Source organism: Paenibacillus sp. CMAA1364 (assembly GCF_054373195.1).
The window spans coordinates 101,063-120,337 of the sequence record NZ_JBITNB010000004.1; the positions used below are offsets into that span (position 1 = coordinate 101,063).

General features: G+C 41.8%; 11 protein-coding genes. 1 reads left to right on the top strand and 10 read right to left on the bottom strand.

Features of this window, described 5'->3' with window-relative positions:
• Positions 1 to 190: 190 nt before the first annotated feature.
• The 5 genes from ACH8E3_RS05010 to ACH8E3_RS05030 all read right to left on the bottom strand — a co-directional run bounded on the left by ACH8E3_RS05010 (position 191) and on the right by ACH8E3_RS05030 (position 7,449).
• Positions 191 to 2,083, bottom strand: a complete 1,893-nt coding sequence (locus tag ACH8E3_RS05010; protein WP_458631516.1) for a DEAD/DEAH box helicase — start codon at positions 2,081 to 2,083, stop codon at positions 191 to 193.
• A 130-nt stretch (positions 2,084 to 2,213) separates the two neighbouring features.
• Positions 2,214 to 2,642 carry a hypothetical protein gene (locus ACH8E3_RS05015; protein WP_458631517.1) on the bottom strand — a complete coding sequence of 143 codons (429 nt, stop codon included), beginning with the start codon at positions 2,640 to 2,642 and terminating at the stop codon, positions 2,214 to 2,216.
• 147 nt (positions 2,643 to 2,789) lie between these two features.
• Positions 2,790 to 3,515 (bottom strand): response regulator, encoded by a 726-nt coding sequence (locus ACH8E3_RS05020; RefSeq protein WP_458631518.1) that lies wholly within the window; start codon positions 3,513 to 3,515, stop codon positions 2,790 to 2,792.
• Between the two features lie 4 nt (positions 3,516 to 3,519).
• Positions 3,520 to 4,674, bottom strand: coding sequence for a sensor histidine kinase (locus ACH8E3_RS05025; RefSeq protein ID WP_458631519.1), 1,155 nt, complete (start codon positions 4,672 to 4,674; stop codon positions 3,520 to 3,522).
• Positions 4,675 to 4,731: 57 nt separating this feature from the next.
• A complete protein-coding gene (locus tag ACH8E3_RS05030; RefSeq protein ID WP_458631520.1) occupies positions 4,732 to 7,449 on the bottom strand; it encodes a stalk domain-containing protein in 2,718 nt (905 codons plus the stop codon).
• 800 nt (positions 7,450 to 8,249) lie between these two features.
• On the opposite strand from ACH8E3_RS05030, the gene ACH8E3_RS05035 reads away from it, so the two are divergent.
• A complete protein-coding gene (locus ACH8E3_RS05035) occupies positions 8,250 to 8,924 on the top strand; it encodes a hypothetical protein (protein ID WP_458631521.1) in 675 nt (224 codons plus the stop codon).
• Positions 8,925 to 9,583: 659 nt separating this feature from the next.
• On the opposite strand, the gene ACH8E3_RS05040 is transcribed toward ACH8E3_RS05035, so the two are convergent.
• From ACH8E3_RS05040 to ACH8E3_RS05060, 5 genes are all read right to left on the bottom strand, one after another.
• Positions 9,584 to 13,648, bottom strand: a complete 4,065-nt coding sequence (locus ACH8E3_RS05040; RefSeq protein ID WP_458631522.1) for an Ig-like domain-containing protein — start codon at positions 13,646 to 13,648, stop codon at positions 9,584 to 9,586.
• Positions 13,649 to 13,822: 174 nt separating this feature from the next.
• A complete protein-coding gene (gene metK, locus ACH8E3_RS05045; RefSeq protein ID WP_458631523.1) occupies positions 13,823 to 15,025 on the bottom strand; it encodes a methionine adenosyltransferase in 1,203 nt (400 codons plus the stop codon).
• Positions 15,026 to 15,201: 176 nt separating this feature from the next.
• Positions 15,202 to 15,474: a small, acid-soluble spore protein, alpha/beta type gene (locus tag ACH8E3_RS05050; RefSeq protein WP_458631524.1), complete on the bottom strand. Its 273-nt coding sequence runs from the start codon at positions 15,472 to 15,474 to the stop codon at positions 15,202 to 15,204.
• 107 nt (positions 15,475 to 15,581) lie between these two features.
• A complete protein-coding gene (locus ACH8E3_RS05055) occupies positions 15,582 to 16,118 on the bottom strand; it encodes a hypothetical protein (RefSeq protein ID WP_458631593.1) in 537 nt (178 codons plus the stop codon).
• 87 nt (positions 16,119 to 16,205) lie between these two features.
• The gene (locus tag ACH8E3_RS05060; protein ID WP_458631525.1) at positions 16,206 to 18,965 is read right to left on the bottom strand and encodes an Ig-like domain-containing domain; all 2,760 of its coding nucleotides are present in this window, start codon (positions 18,963 to 18,965) and stop codon (positions 16,206 to 16,208) included.
• Positions 18,966 to 19,275: the final 310 nt, after the last annotated feature.

Here is a 19,275-nt window from a genome sequence, read left to right on the forward strand (position 1 = left end):
TTGATTTGTTCTCATGGTGCTGAATTAAGTGTGCTTTTTGCAACTAGGTGAGAAGGGGAGAGAAGTTGGTAGGTAGCGTCAAGAAGTTTGTGTAAGTTTATGTTCGTGTATTGGTTTGTTTGTTGGTTTGTTGGTTTGTTGTCTAATTTAGCTCATGAATCGACATGCGAGTAACTCACTAGGGTGGGTGTCAGCGAATGGGCTTGTCCTGCCTTGTGGTTTTGTTCAGATAGCCACTCTTCTGTGCGATTCGGTTCATTCTTTTAATTTGTGTGATTGCTCTCTTCTGTGACCTTGTCCATGCTGTAGATGCTAGGAATACTCTTCCTGCTGGATCGTCCTTCGACCTACCTGCACGACCGGCCATTTGAATTAACGAAGCTTCGTCAAAAAGATTACTATCTGCATCTAGAATAAAGACATCACTACGAGGGACAGTCACTCCCCTCTCAAGAATAGTTGTTGTTACCAGTAACTTGATTTCCCTATTTCGAAAATCTATTACTTTCTGCGTTCGACTCTGATCTACGGATGATGTACCTTCGATATTAATCTTGGGTAAATGGCGACGCAGAAGCATCACTAATGGTTGTATGTGATGTATGCGTGAGACAAATACGAAACATTGCGCACCGCGCATAATGGAGTGCTTCAATTGGCGAAGAAGTTGATGGGGAATTCGCTGATGCTTGAGACATTTGGACACCGCCTCCATCTTAAGACGAGTGGGCACAGGTAGGGGATGTCCATGAAATCTGGCAGGCACTTTGGCATGCGGCAACCTTCCCGATGCTACTTCTTTTTGAAGTTCTCGTGGAGGTGTCGCTGACAAATATACAAATTTACCATCAGGCTTGCAGGCATGCTGTGCGGCATAAGCCAACATAGCATCATTATGGAAGGGAAATGCATCAATCTCATCGATAATGACTAGGTCAAATGCTTGATAAAAACGCATCAATTGATGTGTTGTTGCTAGTATGAGATTACCGGGCCTCCAGCGTTCCTCACTTCCACCATATAATGTCACTATGCTTTCATTCGGAAAGGCCTTCGCTAATCGTGGAGCAAGCTCCAATACAACATCCTTTCTTGGTGTTGCAACAAGAACTCTTCCCCCAACCTGCAAAACGTAGTCCAACAATGGGAAGATCATCTCGGTCTTGCCCGCTCCCGTTACCGCCCAAAGGAGAAAGCGTTGTGGTCGAATGGGCCTAGAGATGAGATTGTCTACAGGAGCTAAGAACCGCAGCGCAAGGCCTGCGGCTGCGCTTTGCGCTGCGCTAAGCCCCCACCGGCCCATGGCCTCGGTGGGGTGACCCCCGGCCGTGCCCCGCACGGCCGGATGCGCTGCTCCGCGGAGCAGCAGCGCACAAGCGCGGCTACGCCCTATTGCGAGACAGGACTCGCAATAGGCGCAAGCCGCGCTGCCGCACGAGGCGCATGCCGTGCGGCCAAGAGCAACGCTGCCACAACGTTGGCAGCGAAGCACCTTGCGGTGGCGTCGCAACCACCGCAACCGCGGAGCAGGCGGAGCGGCTGACGCAACGCCTGCACCAAAGGCAAGCTGGCCCTGTAAATAGGCCAGCTGTGCCACCTTTAACCAATCGCTTACCAACGATGGTGCAACCTCTGCTAACAATGCATCCACTTCATGGATGAACAACGATCGTCCACGAAGAGATTCGGCTAATATCGTCGCCTCTTGTCTTAATTGTTGCAAGGTTCGATCACTTCTTATTCTAGCTATTCTAACGTTCTCCTGAATGGCTGTCATGGATACAGAATTAAAGAGTTCATCTGTCGCATTAATTCGTGATCCTACTTTCATCTCTTCCTCAAGAACACGATAGACAGCATCTCTCCACTGCTCAGCGTTCCAATCATCTACGCCATGAGATGGCAGTTCCATTTTTTCAAGCCTGAGCGCCCATCCTAGGCGAATACGATCTGCCAGACATACCATCGTATATGATAATTCCCCTATTTCTTCATCCCACCACATTAAATCTACTCTACGGTCAAGCGAAATCTTAACCTGCCAGCGCCCGTCATACGACACCGCATATACCGACACTCTCACATCTTTCTCCCCCTTCATTCATTTCAGAACACACAAAAAAGCACATTCTCCTAGGATTACCATCTTAGAGAGTGTGCTTCACACCTTGTTATCTATGCGATTAATATCTGTTATCTCTCCATACCATGGGTTAACCCTGTACATATGGAATGCGTGAGGCCTCATGAGGTAATCTCAAATCTATGACTGTCGATCCTTCGAATCCTTCTTGTTCTATGCTGTTTCTAAGTTCATCCGCATCTACACCTAAGCATACTCTAACGCATACATGAAGTCCCAAAGAATCAATCAATTTATGAATCATTCGCACTGTATCATCGCTTGACACTTCATCAACGACAAGCATACGCAGCTCCTTACCTCTAATCCAAGAGTATAACCATAGTGCACGTACATACCATTCTACTTGGCGTTCATGATTGCAAGTAATAAGAGTGAATTGATTATCTACGCCTTGGATGTTATTGCGATTGGCAAGACGAGTTAAAGCGTAGACCCCATGAACGAGAGCAATGGCTAATCCATAAATAACAGCAATCCAAATCATTTGAATGACCACGGAGCTTCACCTCCTTCTTTACCAACAATATATGCCGATATAGAAGGCTGGGTGACAAGTAGAATCTTGATTACGATACATCAGGGTAGAACAAGAAGTTACAGACGAATACCTATGTATCATGTCATGATTACTTTATGTACACTTTTATAGTCTTACCCATCCAAATTTAATAGCACTTATTACCGCTTGTGTGCGATCATCTACGTCCATCTTTTGTAGAACGCTACTCACGTGATTCTTAACGGTCTTTTCACTGATATACAGAAATTCAGCAATCATCTTATTACTTTTCCCTTCGGCCATTAGACGAAGTACATCTGCTTCACGTCGAGTAAGTGGATTATCATCCCCAGCTACAAATTTCACGCCTTCATCTTTTCCAGTTGTATAATTCACAGCACCAGCCTCACTTACAAAGGTCATTCGGCGCAACTGTTGTATGAGTTTACCTGTTACTTTGGGATGGATAAATGCATGACCTTGGAATACGGACCGAATCGCATTAATTAAGGATTCTGCCTCCATATCTTTTAAAAGATAACCATTCGCCCCTTGACGCAACGTCTCAAACACATAACTCTCATCATCATGAATAGACAAAATAATCACTTTGATATCAGGGAATATATCTCTAAGTTTCTGAGTTGCCTCTACCCCGTTCTGTTCAGGCATATTGATGTCCATCAGAACAACATTTGGTTGGTTCTCGTTACAGAATTCAAGTACTTGGATTCCATCGCTACATTCACCAATGACTTCCATATCTTTCTCCATATTCAAAATACGTTTGAGGCCTTCGCGAAATAATTGATGGTCATCCACTAAGAGAACTTTAATACAATCATCTTGTCCATTAACTACACTCGACATATCCTCACTCCTCTATATTATCTACATTAGTGGGGATATGGATGATGATCTTCGTCCCTTTTGCAAGTTCAGATTCAATCTCCATCCTACCCTCTAAGAGCTGAACTCTCTCCCGCATACCGACTATACCAAAATGTTCATTTTTCTTTTCGACAAGCAATGCCTGTTGGAAGCCACAACCATTATCTTGCACAACGATCTTTACAATTTGTGCCTGAAAGGTCAATTCAACTACGACATAAGTAGATTTAGCATGTTTAGCCACATTGGACAGCGCTTCTTGTACAAGACGATAAACAGCTGCTTCCATGGCTGAAGTAAGTCTACGCTCCTGACCTCTTGTTTCTAGTAATGTTCGAACTTTGGCTTTCTCTTCGAAATTGTATATGAATTTGCGTAGTGTAGGAATTAAGCCCAAATCATCCAATGCCATCGGTCTCAGATTAAAGATCACCTTCCGCATTTCTTCAAGACTAACTCGTACTTGACCTTTCAAGTCGATGATCTCGTCTTCTACCATCTGGAACTCTTCTTTTTTGATCATTCGTTCAACAATTTCTGTTCTTAATACTAGATTTGCTAACAACTGAGCAGGACCGTCATGGATTTCACGTGCAATACGTTTGCGTTCTTCTTCTTGCGCGAGAATAATCTTCAATCCAATCAATTGACGACTCTTAGCTGTCTCGATGAAACGTCCAACTTCACTTATTTCTCCAGCTAAATATTCTTTGACAATATTCATCTGTGATCCAACACTTTCTGAACGCACTATTGAATTCTCTAACATTCGAATCCTTTTCTTCAGCTCATCACGTCTTGCTTTGAGATACATCTCTTTCTCGCGATAAATCATCAAATCTAACTGGATCTGAGTAGCTTTCTCGTAGGCTTGTTTAATATCTTCTTCCTTAAAACGTACAAAGTCACGGCTCACTTCCGTAAGTCGAATACGAGATTGGCGATAGCCTAATTCGAGTGCATCCACCTTGGATAAAGTGATCAGTGTTTCCTTCACGACATATTCCAATTCTTGATTTATCGTACGCAACTCATCACGAGCAGTCTCCATAATTTCGAATATCTGATATCTACTACTCTCCACTGCGTCGATAGCATTCTTAATAACATGATCTATCGCCTCTGCTTGGAAGTTCATAACATCTCTAGCTCCAATCCAACTGTACCGTAATTCACTATGCCATATTATAGCATATTACGAGTCGATAGTGATGGTCTTCGTTTGCTGATCCCATTTCACAAGTAGCCCTAATTGTTCAGATACTAACCGTAGCGGAACTAGCGTTCTACCTTGTGTTGTAAATGGAGCAACAGAAGCGCTATAACGTCTCCCATTTAGAATGAACTCCTTCTTGTTCACCGTAAGATCTAACAATTTACTTCCACGCATAATCGTGATTCGTTGATTATCTCCATCCCAATTCGCCGTTCCACCAAAGGCATCTAATACGAAACGGATGGGTACATATGTTGTACTATTCTTAATGATAGGTGATACATCCATCGCTATGGTCTTCCCATTCACATTCATCGATTTCTGTCCAATTCGCATAAGAGCTGTACCCGTTGGCAGAAGTGCATCACTTGATAGAGATGGTATGTTGAACTGAATATTGTCAAAGGATACCGTACCTGTCAATGCGCGCTCATCTTGTCCTTCCTCTACGTTGACTACATAGACCCGCTTCAGTTGTGCAGGGTATTGAATGTTCAATTTACTTAAGTCAACATTCAGGCTCTTCCAGCCATCCCAATCGATAACTTTGGCTAGATCCACATAGATGGTCTTTCCCGACCGGTCCGTAAGCTCAGCACGAAGCCAATTCAGGCTGTTGTCGCCTGCCACATCTAACGTCATGGATGTAGCGGGAGCAGAAATCGCCTTCCCCGTCGTTCCATTTAATTGAGCGTATGCGTACATTTTACCGCTTCCTTGCGTCATATCATATTGAAGGTTGAGTCCTTTGGATTTCGAGTATGCTCCAGAACCTTGCATAATCTGCGCAGAACCTATCACTTGAGGTACATTACTAGTGAACGAAACAGGATAACTCGTAGTCTCGAAATCTTCCCACATACTATTCGCTGCCTCTGATAACACGACAACAGTACTAAATCCATTATATCTACCAATAGCATATCCCACTTTGGCATTCGCGTTTACAGAGCTCACCGTGAGATTGTCACCTTGCACATTCCCTTTGAATCCAACGAACTCCCATTTCAATGCGCTAGCTGAGATAGCAATACTCTTCCCATCTCGTGTCACCGCGGTCACAGGTATAGACAAGGTTGTTCCTGCTGCAAGTGCCCCCGTTGCATTCGCGGTAGTCAGACTGGATAGTTCATCTGCTCCGAGAACACTAACCTTCGTACTTATCTTAGCACCGCCACTAGTCGCTGTAATCGTTGCTGTTCCTGGCTGTATCCCTATAATCTTACCATTAGAGACTTTAACATTGCCATTACTTGATGTCCAAGTAGGACTGGATTGTGAGACATCGATCGGATTGTAATACGTATCATAGCCTTTCAATGTATAATTAGCCTCTTGACCAATCAATAGCGATGAGCTGCCACTGATCTTGAAGCCTTTCAATTGACCTTGAGGTGCCGTACTAAATACACCAAGCGCATTCACAATGCTCCGTTGTACCGTACCATATTCCGTATTAAATGTCAGTGTAGTATTATTCTCTGCTAGAGGACGAGTGACCATTGTCGTAGAGCCACCGCCATCTAGATTCAAGCCTTTCCATACGCCGATATTGACCATGAACGCCTGCAATTCCGATAAAGACATCCCCGAACTTTGACCATGATCTTCTGCCGCTACAATGTAAGCATACTTTCCATCTTGCGAATAACCTACAGCGGTACGAGCACGATATCCCCCAATACTCGTGACATCCCTAGTGAATGCGGAAGGCTTGCCACCATTGACCAGAAGCGTATGACCGCCCATCATCATCTGCAGACTCGTAGGATCAACCGTCTCACCTGTTGTTTCTGATCTTAATGAGGAACTTACATTCAAGCTCTGTCCAATGGCAAAATGAGTCTTAGCGAATTCCGCTGCCGTTCCATGCGCACGCAAAATATAGCCATCCTCAGGCACTGATATTTGTAGAGGTGCCTTATAAGAGACTTCCTTGATTATTCCGTTCTGTACAAGTATCTCCGTAGCTGTAGTTGAACTATCTACAGGTCGATCCAATGACTTCCAACTACTCGTATACATATACATGGCATTAATATGACTTGAGCTTGAAGCTTTGCTCTCAGGATAGTAAGCCGTTTTATTGATGCCTGCTAATGGCATTGTTGCTCCATCTTGAGCTGTTACGGATCCATTGAATTCATATTCATCAATCATTGGCTTGCCCGATTTCGATACTACAAATGAATACATTCCCTTTAGATCAGCCGGTGTAGACTTCAATACACCATCTGTGATCTGTCCACCCAATGGTGCCCATTGTGCTCCTAATCCACTGGTGATGTAATAATCGCCATTCACAGCAGCTACTGCACCATTCTCTTTAGCCATTGCCTGTGTAGTTTGTCTTGTTGTGAACTGTCCCTTCACACCGTTCATGACATCTAATTTCACATTTGAATTCTGAAGATCCACACGAATGACATCAGCTAGCGTCGTTACTTGTTTGCCAGAACGAGTCGCAGTGAATTGATATTTATATAAATTAGCACCATGCGTAATAATCTCTTCATTAATCTTCTTAACGGATGACGTTGCAGCATTTACTACGATACCTTGCATGGAATCGAATATTGGTAGTCCACTACCCATAAACGGTGAAATCCATAGCAGTCCAGCTATTGTAACAATGGCCCACTTCTTACCTGTAGAGATAGTCAATCCATGTTGTACTTGCTGTACTTTTCTCATCATGTTTAGGTAAACCCCTATCTGCTATCTTAATTGCACAAGCTTACAATTCTATAAATCGATAGACTTCATATTTTGTGTATATACTATTAGACTGTTTTTATGTGAAAAAGTTACGAAAAGATGTAAAATCCATATAAAAATTAGCAACTTTACGAAATACGACCAATTATTCTGTACATCATTGTACATAGTTACTGTTATTTACATCTCTAAATTCAACTAGACTATCACCTTTCTACTAAACAGCTGCACTTTGTGCGACTATTCGAGTGTAACTAGGGTACTTGGTAATATACGAGGATATTTCAGAATATTCGTGGCTACAAGTGGATCTTCCATGATACTCGAGGCTACTCGTTGATCTTCAACTTTGTCTATTACGTCCGGTGTTAGAGCTGGGGAATCACGCTGGAACAAGTTGGATTAGTTGCACCAAGTACATCTAAAATCAGCTCAATACCGCTATCACCGAATTAAATGCAGAATGTACAGTTAGTTACTCGTTGAGTCTTAGTTTTTGCTATTTGCCCATATTTAAATGTATCTTAAACATCTATACTGCTATCCTTCACTCTTATCAACTACACAACTGCACTTTGTGCGACTATTCAAGTGAATCTAAGCTACTCCAGTAATATACAAGTCTGTAACTCTAGCATAGATTGGCAACCTTTGATATAATTCAGATATATTAGTGACGAAGAACGTCCTACCATCACACGATGAGTGGGGCGTTTTTGTGTGCTTAATTAGCCGGATCGACGTTATCCTATATTCATCGAATAAGGGGTTGCATTGGAATGAAGGGTTTTGACAAAGAACATCAGTTATTCATTCAGAAGCACTTGGACCTTCGCACGGGTGAGAGAAAGGGTCGGCTACAACGTGGTCATAGTCATGGAGAAATTCTATTTCTTAAAAATGTTTGGTGGCCAGTCTACGGTAACTTCGATGGATTACACCCCGAATATGAGGTTGCGGACTGGCGAAACCGATCATATTTCGGTGATTTCGCTTATTTAAAGGGTCAATTGAAATTCATACTTGAAATTAAAGGGTATGGCCCTCATGTTCGTGATGCTGATCGCAAGAAATATTGTGACGAGTTGAACCGCGAATTATTTCTGCAGAGTGTTGGTTATCGTGTCATCTCCTTCGCTTACGACGATGTATATAATCGACCAGAGCTTTGTAGGGACTTACTCCAACTACTATTCAATCGTTATTTCGCAATGACGCAACCCGCCCACCGAGCCAATTTATCCGAGAATGAGGTCATACGCTTCGCACTAACACATGTTCAACCTCTTAGTCCGAAAAGAGTAGCCAGTCATTTCAGTATTAATCATCGCACTTCAGTTCGATTGCTTCAATCGCTGTGTTCTAAAGGCTGGCTTCGTCCTATCGTGAGCGGAGCAGGAAGACGGATTCACCGGTACGAATTGCACCGAGAAATGTGGGAGTTCATCGAATAAGCTTCTTCTACACAATTCTGCCTTAATTCGGTACAAGTGAACGACATCTAAAAGGCGTCTATTACTAATATCCTTGTGTTAGTAATAGACCCATTTTATATAATTACCGTGTAATTAGTTGTTGATACAACAGATAGCTAGCTGATAATGTGGTTATATTCGCCTTCTACCTTACTCCTCCATTTACTCCTCACCAACAGTTGCACCAAGTACATCTAAATTCGGTCACTTTGTCTTTCAACTAATTTAAATGCAAAACGTACAGTTAGTTACTGGAAGATCCCGGATTTTGCTCGTTTCCACCATTTTAGCTGTATCTTTGACAACTATTTCACGCTTACCGCCATTTCCCACTTAATTAACTGCAGTGTTTACAGCTATTTCTCGACTTCGGCTCGACTTCTCTCCTTGGCTTCGGCTCGGCATCTCATTAGCAATCTCCTTGTGGGCTTGTTAGCGTCGCATGCTGATCTGCATCTTGTTCTCCACCTGTGTCTGCTTGTCACAAGTGATTCTCATCCACGCCTCATTCGCAAAAGAAGCCATAATTCCTCCTTAAGGGGAGTCTTATGGCTTCTCGTTTTCTGAAAAAGTTCCATACACCTTTAATTACAAGTCACCTTAACATCTTATTGCTTGATTGTGAATCTAGTCATGTTCTACATGTAACCTATTTTATTAAGTAGTCTCTTTAACATAACAGAAGCTTGAGCACGTGTCGCATTTCCTTGAGGTTGGAACGTTGTTGTCGTTGTTCCCACAATAATTCCTGCTTGTACAGCCCTTGCAACCGTCAGTGGAGACTGAATCTTACTACGATCTTTGAATGGCGCTAATACAGTGGACGATGAAGTGGTCACGGTCTGCTTCAATCCTGCGTAGTCCATCGCTCGTACCATCATGATGGACATCTGCTCCCTTGTAATGTAACTATCCGCTCTAAATGTGCCATCCGTATTCCCTGTAATGATACCTGCCTTTGCCGCAGCACCAATATAAGTGCCCATTACGGAATACCCCTGAACATCCTTGAACTTCGTTGTCGTCTGAGTGTCACTTGGCAACGCGAGAGCACGTGCCATATATACTGCGAATTCCCCACGCGTTATTTGACTATTAGGTACAAATGAACTTGGCGTTCTTCCATCAATAATATATTTAGCTAACAATTCATTAATTGCTTCATTCGCCCAATGTCCATTAATATCAGCATAGAACTTACTTCCAGTAACCCCAGTGACCGTATAATTCCCTGTAACTTTGCCATGGAGAACTGTATACGAATTGAATTTACGATTCACTGTAGGAATGAATGAAATTTGTGCAACGGACGCGTCATAGTAGACGAATGCTGTTGTATAATCGGGAACTGGCTTTGTCGTACGGATTAGATACTCACCTTTTATGTTCAAAGGTACGGATTTACTCGTAGTATTATTAACCGCAGAAATATAGAAGTCCGTTGATTCTACAATGACTTGTCCTCCAACTCCACTAATCTTTGTACTTAGATCGGAAGCCGTTTGGCTTGGCACTTTCTCTACTTGGACCCACACAATAACAGTGGATGTAGCAGAAGCAAGACTGCGATTGATCTCCGTCATATCCAAGCTACTTAATGGCAAGATATACATATGATCTCCAGATCTAACAGCAAACCTAGCCTTGTTATCTCTTAATATCGCTTGTTGGAGAGATTGAAGTGGTATGCCAACATAGGCTGCCTTTTCATACGTAGGAACTTCAAACACAAGGGTCTTACTGCTTGTACTTGTTACTAATACTTGCTCAAAGGCAGATTTCAATTGTGCTGCATCAATAAGATATCTTCTAGTGATCTGATTGAATTTCGTTCTGCTCTCACTGGATGCGGCAGCACTGGTTGGGAGAATATACATAGGTTCTCCAAATTCATTCTTATCCAATATTGCTAGACTACCTGTTATGACATCATTCTTACCCGCTGTATTCTGTACATTTAGATTACTAAAGGAAGTGATTGCAACCCCTTGTAGGTCTTTCAAAGCACCACTACCACCATTGTATGACACTTGAACCGTCTGCCCTACATTTGCCTCAGGACTTATGTGAAGTGTGACCTTATCACCACTTAGTATCGTTGACTGGATGGTTCGAATGTTATTATCCACTCTCACTAAGAACATGGTATTCAGAGCGCTAGAACTTAGCGTACTGCTTATGCTCTTGGAGAACTCAATTGTTAATGTATCTGCCTTAATCGTAGCTGACTTCACGTCAGCGTGTATCGAACTCGTTCCCACGCCCATCGGTGCTAGATTAATATATCCTGCACTATTACCACTCAAATCAGTAATTCGCTGGCTTCCAACACCAGGCACATACGATACCGAGACTTCCTGTGATGACGTCAAGGTTGTAGCCAATGTGAGTTCTACAAGATTTCCATTGATCGTTACACCCGTTACATAGTTAGGTGTCTTGTTTACTAGTACTGAGAACTGACTCTTCATAGGCAAGTTATCTGATTTAAGAGCTTCATTATATTTCAAAACAACTTTGTTACCTGAACCTTCTGCTCCCATAAAGATTGGGGGCTTCGTGTCTACTTGATTTCTCACATAGAAATCACTAAATGCTGACATATTCATTCCTCTGTAATCCTGAATTGGATATAGTCCTGGAGTGTAAGAAATCTTAATGACTTGGCCATCTGTGATGCTATTCGTCAAAGTAAAGACTAACGAGGAACCACTTAGAACCATACTGCGAACACCAACCGACGTCCCATCTGCCGTAACGGTGAATTGCTGATAGGCATTGGTAGACGGTGTCTTAAGCGTCTCATTGAATGACAGATGGATGGTTGTTCCATACCCTGTACCCTCACGAGGTTTCGGTAGAGCGGAATCAATTCCATTCGTCACATCCCTCAAGGTGAAACTAGCAGCTGGATTCATAGCAACATCCATAATACCAGCGTTACCACTTGTATATGATACTTTAACATTCTGTCCAACAGATACCCCAATTTCAAGTACGATGTAGACACTTTCTCCAGAAGTATAGACTTGAATTGCTCTTCTACTCTCCCCATTCACGGTTACAGCGAAGTTCGAGTTGTTTAGATAACTGGAATAACTCAATGCCTCATTATATGTCAGACGAATGGTTGACGCATTATGCATTTGAGTACTCTGTAGAACAGGTGCGATCTTATCGGTGGAGTTTGTCTTGAAATTCCAATTCGTATTCCCGTTCAAACCGCTATAGACGATACTTGCATTCACCCTATCGACAAATACACCATTATCGATCACAACATAATAAGAGCTATTCTGATCCAATGTCACCTTATTAACAGAACGGATCTGTGCAAGATTACTCGGATTTACAGCCATATTTACGCTCATCATTTGGGATGTCGTAGCATTGTATAGCTTAATTTGAGCATTATCCATCCCGTTTGCTGCCTTCACACTACGATTAAATGTAACCGTAAGATCTGTACTTAACGGCACGCCGATACTTCCATTTGCAGGTGATACGGACATTTCCCTCAGTGCCGATGAATCTCCAATGGAAGTAAACGTCCAACTCACACTATTGCTTGGCACTGGATTATTACCATTGTCTAGAAATGCACCTGCAGGAACGCTCACCATATATTGTTTGTTATTCTGTAATGTGATATCTGGTGTGATGACTATCCTATTCGTTCCAGCACCCGTAACTCTCGATGAGAACACCGGTATATTTGATTCAACGTTTAAGCTACCTGCTTGTCGAATGGTTATATTCCCACTACCGATTCTCACATTCTGGCTGAAGGTCAGTTGAATTGGCGTATTAATCGGAACCGCAGTAGCCCCATCTGTAGGACTTGTCTGCGATAAAACCGTTGGTGCACCTTTTGTTCTAAATCCCCATTGGTTCTTAGTTAGAATACCTGCGAATGGGGCACCATCTAGATCAGTGAACGTATTTGCAGAAATAATGACATAATAATCCGACGATTGACCCAGTTTGGATGTTTGGATACTCACAAGACTTGGATTGGTTGGATTAATAGATACAGCTTGTGATTGGCCTGCCTGAATATTTATAGCTTCAACTTCAACATCATCTGACTTGTTGCGTATATGTATTGTACCCGTTCCTAACAATACCTCTTCATTAAATAGAAGCTGTAATTCTGCAAGATTAGGTTCTATGTCCGCTTTTCCGTTTATAGGCGTATATTGTGTAATTGTGGGCGGCGTATTTGTTAGTGACGATATTGTTCTAAATCCCCACTTTATTTCTGGTATTGTTGTGCTTAAAGCTGTATCTGAAAAAGCACCAGAATGGATTGAAAGTTCGTACGTTTTATTAAATAATAATTGGTTAGGTAAAAGATTGATTTCTATTTCTGTTGGTGAGGATACCGTCACCCTGTCCGGATCTGTCACACTGATATTGATCGGTGAAGATGGATTCAATAGACTTGTATCCACAATTTGAAGTGTCCCTGTTTGTATTGTAACGGCATGATTAAATTTAACTTGTAGTTTCGTCGTTGGCGCAACACCTCTTGCCCCATTAGCTGGAAGCAACGATGTTATGTATTGTTCTGCAGGATTATTATATATGACTTGTGTACCCGCAGCGTTCACACTCATAGAAGTTCCTATCCCTAGAATACTTGGTGCACATATTTCCATTATCATGATCATAGCTATCCAAATCGAAATTCTTTTCTTCATTGTGGTTAAAAGCTCCCCTCGTTGTATACACTTGTACTTATATTTTCGGCTTAATGTGCTTACAAGTTTAGGGCGAGTCACATTATTTCATAGAATCTATGTAATTACGCATACAAAAAGCCGCTGAATGCATCAGCGACTTCCAAAGTAGGTTATCAATAATAGCTGTAAACTCTATAATTCAGCTTGTTTGCGTAATGTCTCTGCCTTATCCACTTGCTCCCAAGGTACATCAAGGTCAGTACGGCCAAAATGTCCATAAGCTGCCGTCTGTCGGTATATCGGACGACGAAGATCAAGCATTTGGATAATTCCAGAAGGACGTAGATCGAAATTCTTCTGTATTAGTTCTACAAGCTTTTCTTCACTTATTTTACCCGTACCATACGTATCGACATTAATAGACACTGGTGTTGCCACACCTATAGCATATGCCAATTGAATCTCTAATTTATCCGCAAGCCCAGCTGCGACCAGATTCTTAGCAACATAACGAGCGGCGTAAGCGGCAGAGCGGTCTACCTTGGTAGGATCCTTACCAGAGAATGCACCCCCACCATGACGTGCATAACCACCGTATGTATCTACAATGATCTTACGTCCTGTGAGACCAGCATCTCCTTGTGGTCCACCAATGACGAAACGTCCCGTAGGATTAATGAAGTATTTCGTCTTCTCATCAAGTAATTCAGCAGGAACAACCGGATTAATAACATACTCTCTAATATCTGCTTGAATCTGTTCTAACGTGATTTCTTCCGCATGTTGCGTAGATACGACAATCGTGTCGACACGCACAACCTGATCACCGTTATACTCAATTGTCACTTGTGTCTTCCCATCGGGACGTAAATAGGATAAAGTCTCATCTTTACGAACCGCTGCAAGTTGACGAGCAATGCGATGCGCTAATGCGATTGGCAAAGGCATCAATTCTGGTGTCTCATTGGAAGCAAAGCCGAACATGAGGCCTTGGTCACCGGCACCAATATCCGCTGTCTCTTTATGCATTTGTTCATGATCACGATTCTCCAATGCAGCATTCACCCCTTGAGCAATATCTGCAGATTGCTCATTCAATGAGGTAAGTACGGCACTAGTATTATAATCGAAGCCATACTTGGCATTCGTGTAGCCAATTTCTTTAATTGTGTTCCTCACAATCGCTGGAATATCCACATACTCGGAATTCGTACTAATCTCTCCGATAACAAGAACAAGCCCTGTCGCTACGGCTACTTCACAAGCTACACGTGCATTAGGATCATTCGCTAAGAATGCATCTAGCACAGCATCCGAGATCTGATCGCATATTTTATCAGGATGTCCTTCAGTAACGGACTCTGATGTAAACAGATGACGTCCTTTAATTGACATGATTTTACCTCCTATAAGCAAAAATGAACCTTTCCCGATCGGGAAAGGTTGCTGTACAATCCTTATTCGTCATATTAACTTATTTGCGAAAAGGTGTCAAACGTTATAATTACATTATATGGTAAGTAATTATTTAAAGTGATATATATACCTTATAAGTTCAAGACTTGGAAGTACTACAACAAACTTTGTTGTGCTTGGCGTATCAGACGCTTGGTAATTTCGCCACCTACAGAACCATTTTCCCTTGATGTTAAGTGACCCCAACTCGATCTTCCTGAATGACTATAATGACCTGCCTCACCAAGTTCAGTTCCAAACTCTGTATCAGCACTCAACCTTGAGCCGTATCCCCCAACCTGTAACCCAAATTCAGCAGCAATTTCATATTTCATCTGATCAATCATCTGACGGCTTTCCTTCACAACAGTTCGATTATTCTTTGCCATAATGATAAACACCTCCTGAATAATGATCCTACAAGAGTATTATTCTCATAATCATTCCGATTACACGTATAAAAGTTTACTACTACTGGCAATAATAAGGCATAACATCATTGAATAGAATATCCGCCACGTACCATGACAACTAAGCCAACCTTCTGACCTTCTTGTACGGTTATACCCCGGCCATCTCTTGGGAATGATAATAGATGATTCGTAACGATAGCTTGTCCATTTACAATATCCTTACCATCGGTCAGGTCTGCTATTCCATTCGCATCTAGACTGTAGACTACAGCCTTACCATTTCGAACAATAAATTCAGCACCAGCCGAAGCAATTAACTTCTCACCTGGTTTCACATCAACGATGACAATTGCATTATCATTGTTACTTGGAGAAGTTACTGGTGGTGCAGTGGTTGGTGGATTAGGTGTGGGCGTTGGTGTAGGAGTACTAGTATTCCCACCACCTAAAGCTTTTTGTATTTGCTGGTCCACATAGCTTTTGGTTACAACAGGATCATCCGTCGTACCTGGTTGGCCAGTGACTCCGGCGCCGCTAGCGGTAGTATTGATAATAGAACCGACCCACAGGGTCGCGCCTAATAATGGCAACGTTAAGGCTATCTTGTATATACGTCTCATCATGGTCCTCCCGTATCGCTTATTATAATTATTCAAAAAAAAGAGCCCGCCCAAAGGGCGGACTCTTTTATACCAGTTTCAATAATCTTACAACTCGATGTATGAAGAGTAGAAGCTGTCGTTTCCAGTAACAAGGTTACCAGAACCGTCAGTGATGAATGCTGGATAAGGCTTAACGCGAACTTCTAGAACCTTACCTTTGTTAGTAGCATGTGCAGCTGGTGTAAGAGTGATAGTTACTACATTAGCAGTAGCAGAAGCAGGAACATGAGCTACAGTGTAATCAGTACCTTCAACTAATGACTTACTACCAACTACAACTTGGATATCACTGTTGTTACCAAGAGTGATTGCCTCTGTGAATGTAACGTTAACAGCATAAGTTGCACTAGTTACTTTATCAACAGATTTGATTGCAGGAGCAATCTTATCAGTTACAGTTAAAGTAGTTTGGTTAGCTTCAACTTGCTTACCAGCTGCAGTAGCTAGATAACCATTAGCTTTTACATCTACAGTTACGTTAACAGAATCGTATTTACCTAGAGAATCAAGCTTATTGCTGTCAGCCAAAGTCAATACTACATTCTTACCATCAACATCAGCAGATGAAACAAGAAGAGTCTTAGTTCCTGCTTTCACTGTGAAGTCAGAAGGTGTAGCTGAACCTGCTTGTAACTCTTGATTGAAAGGAATCTCAATTTTGTTATTAGCAGTTGCAGTTGGAGCTCCATTTAATACAATAGCTGAAGCAGCTACTAGTGAACCTTGTGCTTGTAATCCATCAAGGTAGTTACCAGCAACGTCTTTAACAAGAGATACTCTGATTGCAGTTACATTTACACCTACTACGATATCAGAAGGGAATACGATGATTGCAGCTTTACCATCAGAAGAAACATTTAGGTATGAACCAGTTGGAAGAGTCTTCCATGCGCCACCGTTATCTTGATAAGAATACTTGCTTGCGTCAACGATAGAACCGTCACCACTAGTTGCCATAACTTCGCTGAAGTTAACAACAGCTCTGTTGCTATTAGCAATGTAAGTTACGCCAGTAACTGTTGGAGCTGAAACGTCTTTAGTGATAATCTCTTTAGTATAAGGAACTAGAACATTTTTCAATGTTGTAGTATCAGTTACACCAGTGATTTCCAATGTGTATTTCTTACCTTCTCCAAGCTTCTGGTAAAGTTTCACATCAAAAGTCTTAGCTTCTGTTGTAGCAGTTACTTCTTTCAATGAGAATACTACTTTACCGTCTGCATCTTTGATTACATAGTTAGCACCGTTAGTTGCAGTACTAGCTACAACATCTTTAGAGAATTTAACACGGATAGTCTTAAGATCATCTTGAAGTGTAGCATTTACAACTTCTGGACGAGTCTGGTCAACGACCGGGTTAACAGTGATCTTAGAATCAGCTGCGATTTGGTTACCAGAGTAGTCCTTCACTCCAGTTACAAATAGATCAGTTGTGTAAACTAGACGGTTAGCTGGAGAGAAAGTGAACTTGTAAGTATCGTCAGCTAATGCTTTCACTTCACTTGCTACCATTTTGCTTCCGCCTTGCATCCAATAGATATTGGAAGCTAATACAGATGCTTTATCAACTGGCTCGCTGAACTTCAAAGTAACTTCTTCGAAAGTCGCCTTTTCTACGCTCACAATTGCAGGAGATACTTTATCTTCTACTACTGTGAATTTCAAATCAGTTGACAAACTCTTCAATCCTGAGAAGTCTTGAATTCCTGCAGCTGTTAGCGTGTACTCAGCATTCTCCAAGATGTTGTACATCTTCAAGATTACTACGTTACCAGTAACTTCAGTTGTACCAACGATAGTCTTACCGTTAACCATGAAGTTGTTAGCGTTAGCTACTTGAACTGGCTCACTGAAAGTGATTTTCACTGTCTTGTTACCAAGAGCTTGAGCTGTTTGAGCAACTGGAAGTGAAGCATCTACTGGTGTGAACTTCACATCAGAAGCAGTAATTACTGTTTTACCAGCACGAACGTTCATTACAGACAATTTGTATTCTTTTTGGTTTACTAGACCTTTATTAGCTGATGCTGATTGCTCAACAGTCAATGTAGCAGACTTCTTATCATCAGACAAAGCAACTGCAGTTACAACTGGGTTACCTTCACCTGTAATAGAATAGTTGCTCTCATCGCCAGCTGTTGCAGCGTCTACGTAACCGTCGAATTTAACATTTACTTCACGAAGGTTAGAAGCAGTTACGCTATCAATTTTAGTAGCGTCTACTGGAGTTGGAACATTCAATGCTGCTTCAGCTGCGAATGCAGATTCTACTAACAATGAACGCTTAGCATTTGCTTGGAAGTTAAGATCTTTGCTGATCAATCCAGCATTGATTGCTGCTTGAACAGAACCTTTAGCCCATTCAGTTGCAGTGTTATCAATGTCAGTTGGAATTTCTAGCTTAAGAGCTTTAACTAGCACTTCTGCCAATTCTTGAACTGTTACATTAGCTTTTTGGTTGAACAATTTCTTAGTCAAATCTTGACCTTGCATAACTCCAGCAGCTGATACTGCTTCGATATAAGGAGCTGCCCAGTTCTTAGGGTTGTTGTATCCAGCATCATTATAAGAATGAACGCCTGTTACTTCTTTCAATCCCATTACTTTAGTAAGAACTTTTGCGAATTCAGCACGAGTCATATCATTGCTAAGTCCTGCTGTTCCATCTGGGTAACCAGTGAAAATATTCTTCTTAACTAATGCATCGTACTTATCCTGTGTTGATAGAGTATCTCCGAACGCTACAGATGCAAACATTGAGAATGCCATTGCTGTAGATAGTGCTACTGATAAAATTTTCTTCATAACCTTTTTGTCTCCTCCTTGGGAATACATAACATTATTATTTTTATTTTCATAGAGTGGGCTCGTATTACTCATTTGTCGTTGCACCCCCTTTCTCGAGTTGAGCGGTTAAATATAAATGATGTCTGTGACGGGTATCACAGAAACTGGTAAACAGAACTTGGCAAATATAGACTAGCATCCAATCCTACAATAAGTATTATACATGGGGTCCAAGTTGCCGTAAAGCTAAATTTTCTATTCTATAGATAATTTGCTTCAATATGCATTAACCAATTGCCCTCTTCTTGAATACCTATAACTCTTAGAC